Annotated in this window: 8 protein-coding genes; 3 read left to right on the top strand and 5 right to left on the bottom strand. The window is 40.8% G+C overall.

Annotated features, from left to right (window positions below):
• The first annotated feature begins 284 nt into the window (after positions 1 to 284).
• Together V7077_RS15760 and V7077_RS15755 are read left to right on the top strand one after the other, a co-directional pair.
• Positions 285 to 995 (top strand): response regulator transcription factor, encoded by a 711-nt coding sequence (locus V7077_RS15760; protein WP_335503603.1) that lies wholly within the window; start codon positions 285 to 287, stop codon positions 993 to 995.
• Positions 973 to 2346, top strand: a complete 1374-nt coding sequence (locus tag V7077_RS15755) for a HAMP domain-containing sensor histidine kinase (protein ID WP_335503601.1) — start codon at positions 973 to 975, stop codon at positions 2344 to 2346. Before V7077_RS15760 ends, V7077_RS15755 begins: the two co-directional genes overlap by 23 nt.
• A gap of 29 nt (positions 2347 to 2375) precedes the next feature.
• Here the strand turns inward: V7077_RS15755 and V7077_RS15750 are convergent, their stop codons facing one another.
• From V7077_RS15750 to V7077_RS15730, 5 genes are all read right to left on the bottom strand, one after another.
• Positions 2376 to 3137, bottom strand: a complete 762-nt coding sequence (locus tag V7077_RS15750; RefSeq protein WP_335503598.1) for a (S)-benzoin forming benzil reductase — start codon at positions 3135 to 3137, stop codon at positions 2376 to 2378.
• A gap of 141 nt (positions 3138 to 3278) precedes the next feature.
• A complete protein-coding gene (locus V7077_RS15745; protein ID WP_335503595.1) occupies positions 3279 to 4061 on the bottom strand; it encodes an ATP-binding cassette domain-containing protein in 783 nt (260 codons plus the stop codon).
• The gene (locus V7077_RS15740; RefSeq protein WP_335503592.1) at positions 4058 to 4756 is read right to left on the bottom strand and encodes an ABC transporter permease; all 699 of its coding nucleotides are present in this window, start codon (positions 4754 to 4756) and stop codon (positions 4058 to 4060) included. Before V7077_RS15740 ends, V7077_RS15745 begins: the two co-directional genes overlap by 4 nt.
• A gap of 75 nt (positions 4757 to 4831) precedes the next feature.
• Positions 4832 to 5698, bottom strand: a complete 867-nt coding sequence (locus V7077_RS15735) for a substrate-binding domain-containing protein (protein WP_335503589.1) — start codon at positions 5696 to 5698, stop codon at positions 4832 to 4834.
• Entirely contained in the window at positions 5695 to 6633 is a 939-nt protein-coding gene (locus V7077_RS15730; RefSeq protein ID WP_335503586.1) for a helix-turn-helix transcriptional regulator, read from the bottom strand. Before V7077_RS15730 ends, V7077_RS15735 begins: the two co-directional genes overlap by 4 nt.
• Positions 6634 to 6870: 237 nt before the next feature.
• Between V7077_RS15730 and V7077_RS15725 the strand changes: the two genes are divergently transcribed.
• On the top strand, positions 6871 to 7533 hold the full coding sequence (locus tag V7077_RS15725; protein WP_335503583.1) for an FMN-dependent NADH-azoreductase: 663 nt from the start codon (positions 6871 to 6873) through the stop codon (positions 7531 to 7533).
• The last annotated feature ends 170 nt before the right edge of the window (positions 7534 to 7703 follow it).

Genomic DNA, 7703 nt, shown 5'->3' with positions numbered 1-7703 from the left:
TTAACACAGCCAAAATAAAAAAAGTGGGTGCCCCTTTTAACTGGGACACCCTTTATAGTAGAGAGGTTAATTTTGGGATGAGTAAGATGGCTAATAAAACCAGTGCACTCAATCGATAAAGAGCCGATCACCGTAACTTTGGGGAGTTCGAGGTATCAACACTCTTTACATGATTATCTTAGCGAGAAAAATTGAAGATGTTATGAAGAAGTTGTGGTGAATTTGTGAAGTTACAAACATCACAGATCAGAGGTGATATAGTAGGAGTATGGGAGTGATGATTCATGAAGATTCTATTAGTGGACGATGAACGCAGAATAGTAGAAGTCCTTGAAGCTTATTTAGAGAGAGAAGGCTATGAGATCCATAGCGCTGATAATGGGATAGATGCTTTGAAAAAAGCGAAAACAATCGAACCTGATTTAATGATTCTTGACCTCATGCTGCCTGATATATCTGGTGAAGAGGTTTGCCGGCTCGTACGCAAAGAGTCGGATGTTCCTATCCTTATGCTGACGGCGAAATCAGCAGAGGATGACCGCATTAACGGAATTGTTATGGGAGCTGACGACTATTTAACCAAACCTTTTAGTCCAAGAGAGGTAGTTGTTCGTGTTCAAGCCATTCTCAGACGTGTAAAAAAGGCAGAAAAGGTCGAACGCCTTGAATTTAACGGCAAAAAACTTTCAATCGATTTGGTCAAAAAAGAGGTAACAGTAAATGGAGTGTATGTAACGTTAACCCCGATTGAATATAAATTACTAACCAATATGGCTGTCAATCCTGGACGTGTGTACAGCCGAATGGATTTGCTTGAAAAAATTCAGGATGAAGGAATGTACTATGATGGCTATGAACGGAGTGTGGATACACATATCAAAAACCTCCGTAAAAAAATAGAGTTGGATTCACGGCAGCCGGACTTTATCGTGACGGTTTTTGGGATGGGCTATAAATTTGGAGGGGTCCTCGATGTTGCAAACGCTCCGGTCTAAAATACTCTTTTATTTAGTCCTCATCTCGATGATTGGAATTTTAATTGTCAGCTTTTTTATTCAGTACGGTTTTGAAGAGAGTTTTACTAGTTATTTAGATCGGAATCGTGAGAAAAAGATTGATAGAATTATTACTGAAATCGAGAAGGATTATCGGAAAAATGGTCATTTTACCACTGATCCGGTTTATGGACTATTACATGAGAACGCCATGACCGATCAGCTATATTTTCAATTATATGATCGATTTGGAAAGATGCAGATGGATACATCCAGTATCCGCGGCATGTTAAATAGCTTTGGATTAACGGAACCTGAGCCTGATGGAGAAAAGTGGCACAGTAAAACCTACACGTTAAAGGTCGACAATGCCATAATTGGCAAGCTCGTAGCGATTTACCCTGAAGGTCTAATTGATGATGAATACACGTTTATTCAAACGATTCAATTGTATATTTTGGCGGCAGTTTGCTTAACGATTGTTCTAGCGATTATATTTGGGATGATTTTTTCTAAAAAACTAACCTCTGGTCTAAAGAAGCTCTCGTTTGCAGCAGGTGAGCTTCAGCAGCATAATCTCGATATCCGTATCCCTTTATCGGGTCTGCCGACAGAGGTAAAGCAGATAGCGATTTCCTTTAATAAACTCGCTGAATCACTGGCAAAAGAAGAAATGCTGCGGAAACAATTTACAGGCGACCTTGCCCACGAGCTGCGGACCCCGCTTGCTACCTTAAGAAGTCAAATTGAAGCCTTCCAGGATGGGATTTGGGAGCCAACACCGCAGCGTTTGCAGGTTAGTCATGAAGAGCTCATGCGGTTAGTAAGGCTCGTGAACGAGTTAGAGAAGCTGCTTGCAGCGGAAAATCCACAAATAAGACTAGAGAAAATGGAACTGGAGGCAGGCAGCGTCTTAGCGGCTCTATGGGAAATGTTTTTGCCCATATTTAATGAAAAGGGTGTAGGTCTGCAAATTGAAGAACTCTCTCGGGAAGAAATGTTTGCAGCAGATAAAGATCGTTTGATGCAAGTTTTGTCCAATGTTCTTAATAATGCTTTAAAGTATACGCCGGAAGGGAAAAACGTCACCATTTCGGTTGTGACCGACAAAGAAGGTTACGTGGGCTTTAAAATTCAGGACGAAGGATCAGGAATGGCTGAAGATGACATTCCCCATATTTTCGAACGTTTCTATCGGGGCGATAAATCCCGAGACAGAAAAACGGGCGGTGTAGGAGTGGGGCTCTCGATTGTGAAGGCTTTAATGGATGCACATAAAGGCTTAATTAATGTAAAAAGTAGGGTAAATAAAGGAACCAGCATCACCTTATGGTTTCCACAGGAAGAGTGAAGGCCGGTCAGCAATGATCGGCCTTCTTTCTATGACTCTAACAATTCTTTTATATGGTATACCCGGCCGCTTTCGGGTGTCCCGCGTAACACTAAGTCTATTAATCGGCTAGCCACTGCATCCGTTTCCAATAGTAAATTCTTTTCTTTAAATTCTTTAAATTTTTCGAGCTCCTTAAAGGCAGCTTCGGAGGAAGAACGGATTGTTTCCTGCATGCCGGTATCCATGATGCCTGGACTAAAGCCAATAATGGTATTCTCGGTTTTCAATTCTGCTTGTTCGATAGCAGTTGTCTGGGTGAACATGTTTAACCCGGCCTTTGAGCTGCAATAAACACTCCAGCCTTCAATCGAGCGGACAGCGGCACCAGACGTGACATTGATAACGGTTACTTTTGTATTGGTTAACTGGGCCTTACTTAAAAATAAATTGGTAATCAAAATAGGAGCAATCAGATTTACTTTTATATTTCGGATGATTGGAGTTTGATCTAAATTTCCGACCTTTTGAATGGGTTCAATTACACCTGCATTATTGAAAAGCAGGATCTCAGTTGGGTTTTTTTCAAAAAGACAGTGGGCAATCTCCATAAAGACCTCTTGTATTTCTGTTTCTAATGAGAGATTGCAAGAAATATGTTTATAATCCATTCCCTTTGAGATGGCAATATTCTTTAACTCTTCATTCTCTGTCCGAGAAACAGAAACTACCGCAATTTGCTCCTGTAAAAGGTGTTTCGCAATACTTTCCCCTAAGCCCTTAGAAGCCCCGGTTATGATTGCATATTTCATGGAACACTCCCCCTGAAAGCCAGTTTAATTATGTATATTTCCTATTTTATTCCTCAAAAATATATTAAGCAAATTTGGAAGAGCTATAAAAAAAGCAGTTCCATTCAAGGAACTGCTGCCGCATTTTTAGGGACTAAACCTTTAACCATTTTTCAGGTTGGAACTGGGGATTACTTTACTGCCCGTTAATGCGGGATAGAATTTCTTCCACTCATTTAGGAAGGATTGGGTGGAAGTGTTGGGATGTTCAAGGACCAGTGGGGTTGGTCCTGACTGCTTTTCTTTACCATTAACAATTATTGAAAGCCGATTTGTCAGGTAATGAATCTCCATCAAATCATGGCTGACAAACACAGTAGTTGTTCTAGTATCTTCCAGAATTTGTTTGAAATCTTCTATTAAACGGATCTTTGTTGGGAAATCTAGTGCTGAAAAAGGTTCATCTAGAAAAAGAATTTCCGGCTCCACAATCATCGCCCGCGCAAGATTAACCCTTTGCGCCTCACCGCCTGATAAATAAAGAGCATTTTTTTTCGCTAAATGGCTAATGCCAAACAACTCCAGCCACTGAGCTACTTTTTCTTTGATGATTGGTTTAGATATCTTCCTTAATGTTAGGCCAATAGCAATATTTTGAAAGACGGTTCCATCCAAAAGAAGGGATTGCTGTAAGGCGACTGAAAACCTTCTTCGCATTTCAAGTGGAGGGTTGCCAATTGGTACAGGTTGATTCCGATAGAGGAACTCGCCGCTTGACTGTTTTTCCAGAAATGAAAGGACCTTCAGTAAGGTGCTTTTTCCAGCACCGTTTGGCCCCATAATACCAAGAAACTCACCATCATGAATCTTGAAGGAAGGAATATCCAGAATCGTCTTCTGCTGGGCTATGTAGGTCATGTTCTTTAGCTCGATTAACGGGTTCATGATATTCGCTTCCTTTGCTGTAAAAATGTTAAGACCGCCGTTATCAATAGAGCAACGGACAATAAAATAAACGAAAGGGCTAAGGCAATGTCAAAGTTACCTTTCGATACTTCCATTACGATGGTTGTGGTTAAAATTCGGGTATCGCCTTGAATATTGCCGCCCACCATCATCGCAGCGCCCACCTCGGCAATCACGCGGCCAAAACCAGCCATGACCGCTGCTAAAATGGCCATTTTTAATTGTTTAATAAGAATAAACCATGTCTGCAGTCTTGTTGCCCCAAGTGCCTTAATTTGCAGCAGCATCTTATCGCTGATTTGCTGAAAGGCTGTACAGGTAAGACTGGTGACAATAGGCAGGCTGACTAAGATTTGGGCCATAACAATGGCGGTCGGCGAATAGAGCAGGGAGAAATCACCTAATGGGCCGGAGCGCCATAAAAGCATGGTAATCCAGAGGCCTGCTACAACTGGCGGGAGCCCCAGACCAATATTAATGAAAACTAACAGTAATTTACGGCCTTTGAATCTAGTTAATCCGAGGAACATACCAAATGGCAAGCCGATGATTGTACTAATTAGAATGGAAATGAGGCAGACTTTAAGTGTTAATGCAGTAATCGCTAACACTTCTTGATCCCCAGAAAGGATGATCTCGATTGCCTTTTTGATTCCATCTACTAGTAATTCCATAACGTCGTGCCTCCAGTAGTTCCGTATGAAGTAGACAAGAGGCGGACCTGTTTAGAGGAACGCCACTCATTCGATTTATTCTGTGTATTTAATAAAAAGTGATCTTCCAAATTCTTTTTTACCAAAGTTCTCAATTACATCTTGTGTTTTTGGAGCTACCATGAAATCTACAAACTTTTTAGCATCTGTACTATTCACTTTATCATGTTTTTCAGGATTTACTTCCATAACATGATAGATATTCATTAAATCTTTGCCGCCTTCAACCACAATTTGCAGTGTATCTAGATTTTTGGATTGGGCAAGCCAGGTTGCACGGTCCGTTAAGACATAGCCTTTTTTCTCAGCAGCAACTTGTAAGGTTTGGCCCATTCCTTGTCCGGTTGATACATACCAATCGCCTGCAGGCTTAATAGCTGCAGTGGTCCAGATGGCCAGTTCTTTTTTATTTGTACCAGAGTCATCCCCGCGTGAAATGAAAGGTGATTTTGTTTCAGCTATTTTTTTAAATGAAGCCACAATATCATCACCACTCACGCCTGCAGGGTTTTCCTTTGGACCTACTAAAACAAAATCATTGTACATAACGCGTTTATAGTTAATGGCATCCCCTGCATCGACAACAGCCTTCTCTGCTGCTGGAGCATGAACTAACAGGGCATCTGCTTCACCCTTTGTACCCATTGCCAATGCTTCGCCAGTACCTACCGCAATCACTTTTACTTTGACATTATTTTGTTTTTCAAACATAGGGATGATGACATCCAATAAGCCGCTGTCCTGTGTGCTGGTTGTGGTAGCAAGAATCATGTTTGTTGGAGCAGCTTTAGCTGCTGGTTTGTGATCTTTAGCCGCTGAATCTTTTGACGCTGTATTACCGCAAGCTGATAAAACAAGAAGCATTAATGCCAGTAACGCAATTACAAAACGATTTTTCTTCATACAAGTTCCTCCGTTTGACTAGTTTGATAGATGACTTTTCCTAAATCTTGAATCGAATAGCCTTCTAAATCTGTCAGGCTTTCTTTAAAACTAGCAGATTGTAAATACTGAATTAATGCAAGTAAATTCTGCTTGTTTTCTGTTGTGAAGCGAAAAACAAGATCAAACTTCTCTTGGGCGATCGGGACGAAATCCAGTCCTAAGTGGCTTGCAGCGGATTGGATTCCGAATGTAACATCCGCCATGCCTCGATTTATGTAGGAAGCAGCAGATAGATGGTTCCATTCTTCCTGTCCATAACCGTTTATTTTATTTGGATGAATTCCATAGGCAGAGAGCTTTGAATCAAGTAAAAACCTTGTACCCGCTCCTTTTTGCCGGTTTATAAACTGGACGTCTTTTCTAGTAAGATCTGTAAAATCAAGAATACTTTTTGGATTACCTTTTGCGACGATGAAGCCTTGCTGCCTGGCAGCAAATCGTATGACCGCAATATTTTCATAGACAAACAGCTGATGAATAAATGGCAGATTATATTCTTGTGAAGCAGGATCTAATAAGTGGATCGCCGCAATATCGCATTGACCGCGGTAAAGCATCATTAATCCTTCTAAACTGCCGATAAAGGAAGGCTGAATCGGTAAATTTAAAGCGTTTCCAGCTTGTTTCGCGAAATGTTCAACGAGAAAATCATGGCTGCCAGAGAGACGTATGGGTGCGGTTGGCATGCTGGTTACATGTGGTGCATCGATACTTTTTTTGGCAGGTGCTTTCCTGCTTTCCTTATATCGTTCTAGTTCGGCATGCTCGATTCTCATTTTATTGCCAATCTTAAAGGCGTGTAGTTCACCTCTTTTAATCAATTCATATACTGTATGTTTAGAGATTTGAAAGATTTGCGCCACTTCATCGGGAGTATAGGCCCGTTCGTCCATTGTCCACCCTCCTTTTTCCAGTTCATTTTATAGTAAGAATAGCATAAGATATGTGACTTTTGTTAAGAATTGTTAAGTTTCGTTAGGTTTTGTTTGGAATTGTCATGAATTGTACAAAAGGCATGCTCATGAGTCACACAATCTTCACAAACGTCACTTATTGTTCAATCGTGAGCATGGGAATTTGTTGTAGTATGTTTATAGAGGGAAAATTTCTGGTTAAGGGAAGGGATGTAAATGTCGAAACTTTTGTATATTACAGCAAACCCTAAAAATGATATAAAATTATCAAAAGGGATGCAAATCGGCGAAGTATTTTTAGAGGAGTTTAAAGCTGCCCAGCCGGATGTGGAAATTGAACGCTGGCACTTATTTGATATGGAAATCCCCGATATTGACATGGATCTTTTATACGCACGGGCTAAATTATCATTTATGGGCTATACAAAAGAGCAATTATCGGAAGCAGAACGGACCAAACTTGAAAAAATGCATGAGCTTGCTGACCGATTTATAGCTGCTGATTACTATGTGTTTGTCACACCGATTTGGAATCTTGGCGCCCCTTCGATTTTGAAAAAATTTATAGATAATTTATTTATTGTTGAAAAAACATTTACCAATACACCAGATGGTCCTAAGGGACTTTTAACGGGTAGAAAAGCGATTCATATTCAAACCCGCGGCGGTATCTATTCATCAGGTCCAATGGTTGACTTTGAGTTTGGCGACCGTTACTTACGCAAAGTATTCCAATTCCTTGGTTTTGAGAGCTTGGATACCGTTGTTGCAGAGGGAATGGATCATTTTCCAAAACAGATACCGGAAATTATGGCCAAGGCAAAAGAACAAGCGGCCGAAGCGGCACGAGAAATGGCAAAGGAAACCGTTAATATCTAAAAGAAAAATGCGACTCGTTGCTGAGCCGCATTTTTCTTTTAGGCTGTGTTAAAGGTTATTGATGATTATTGGCATGTTGATTGGAGCGGAAGGCGGCGAAGACTCCTCGAAAATGCTATCGCATTTTCTTCGTGCGTGGGCGGATTCTAAGATGTAAATTCAAAGTCCTG

It is taken from the genome of Neobacillus vireti, from assembly GCF_036962465.1.
Classification (GTDB): domain Bacteria; phylum Bacillota; class Bacilli; order Bacillales; family Cytobacillaceae; genus Neobacillus; species Neobacillus vireti_B.
Note: the sequence above shows the minus strand (reverse complement) of the source record. Positions and strands in the feature narration are given on the sequence as shown.

Excerpts from the sequence above, each read along its gene's own strand:
- V7077_RS15760 (WP_335503603.1), top strand. The coding sequence starts at position 285 with ATGAAGATTCTATTAGTGGACGATGAACGCAGAATAGTAGAAGTCCTT.
- V7077_RS15755 (WP_335503601.1), top strand. The coding sequence starts at position 973 with ATGTTGCAAACGCTCCGGTCTAAAATACTCTTTTATTTAGTCCTCATC.
- V7077_RS15750 (WP_335503598.1), bottom strand. The coding sequence starts at position 3,137 with ATGAAATATGCAATCATAACCGGGGCTTCTAAGGGCTTAGGGGAAAGT.
- V7077_RS15745 (WP_335503595.1), bottom strand. The coding sequence starts at position 4,061 with ATGAACCCGTTAATCGAGCTAAAGAACATGACCTACATAGCCCAGCAG.
- V7077_RS15740 (WP_335503592.1), bottom strand. The coding sequence starts at position 4,756 with ATGGAATTACTAGTAGATGGAATCAAAAAGGCAATCGAGATCATCCTT.
- V7077_RS15735 (WP_335503589.1), bottom strand. The coding sequence starts at position 5,698 with ATGAAGAAAAATCGTTTTGTAATTGCGTTACTGGCATTAATGCTTCTT.
- V7077_RS15730 (WP_335503586.1), bottom strand. The coding sequence starts at position 6,633 with ATGGACGAACGGGCCTATACTCCCGATGAAGTGGCGCAAATCTTTCAA.
- V7077_RS15725 (WP_335503583.1), top strand. The coding sequence starts at position 6,871 with ATGTCGAAACTTTTGTATATTACAGCAAACCCTAAAAATGATATAAAA.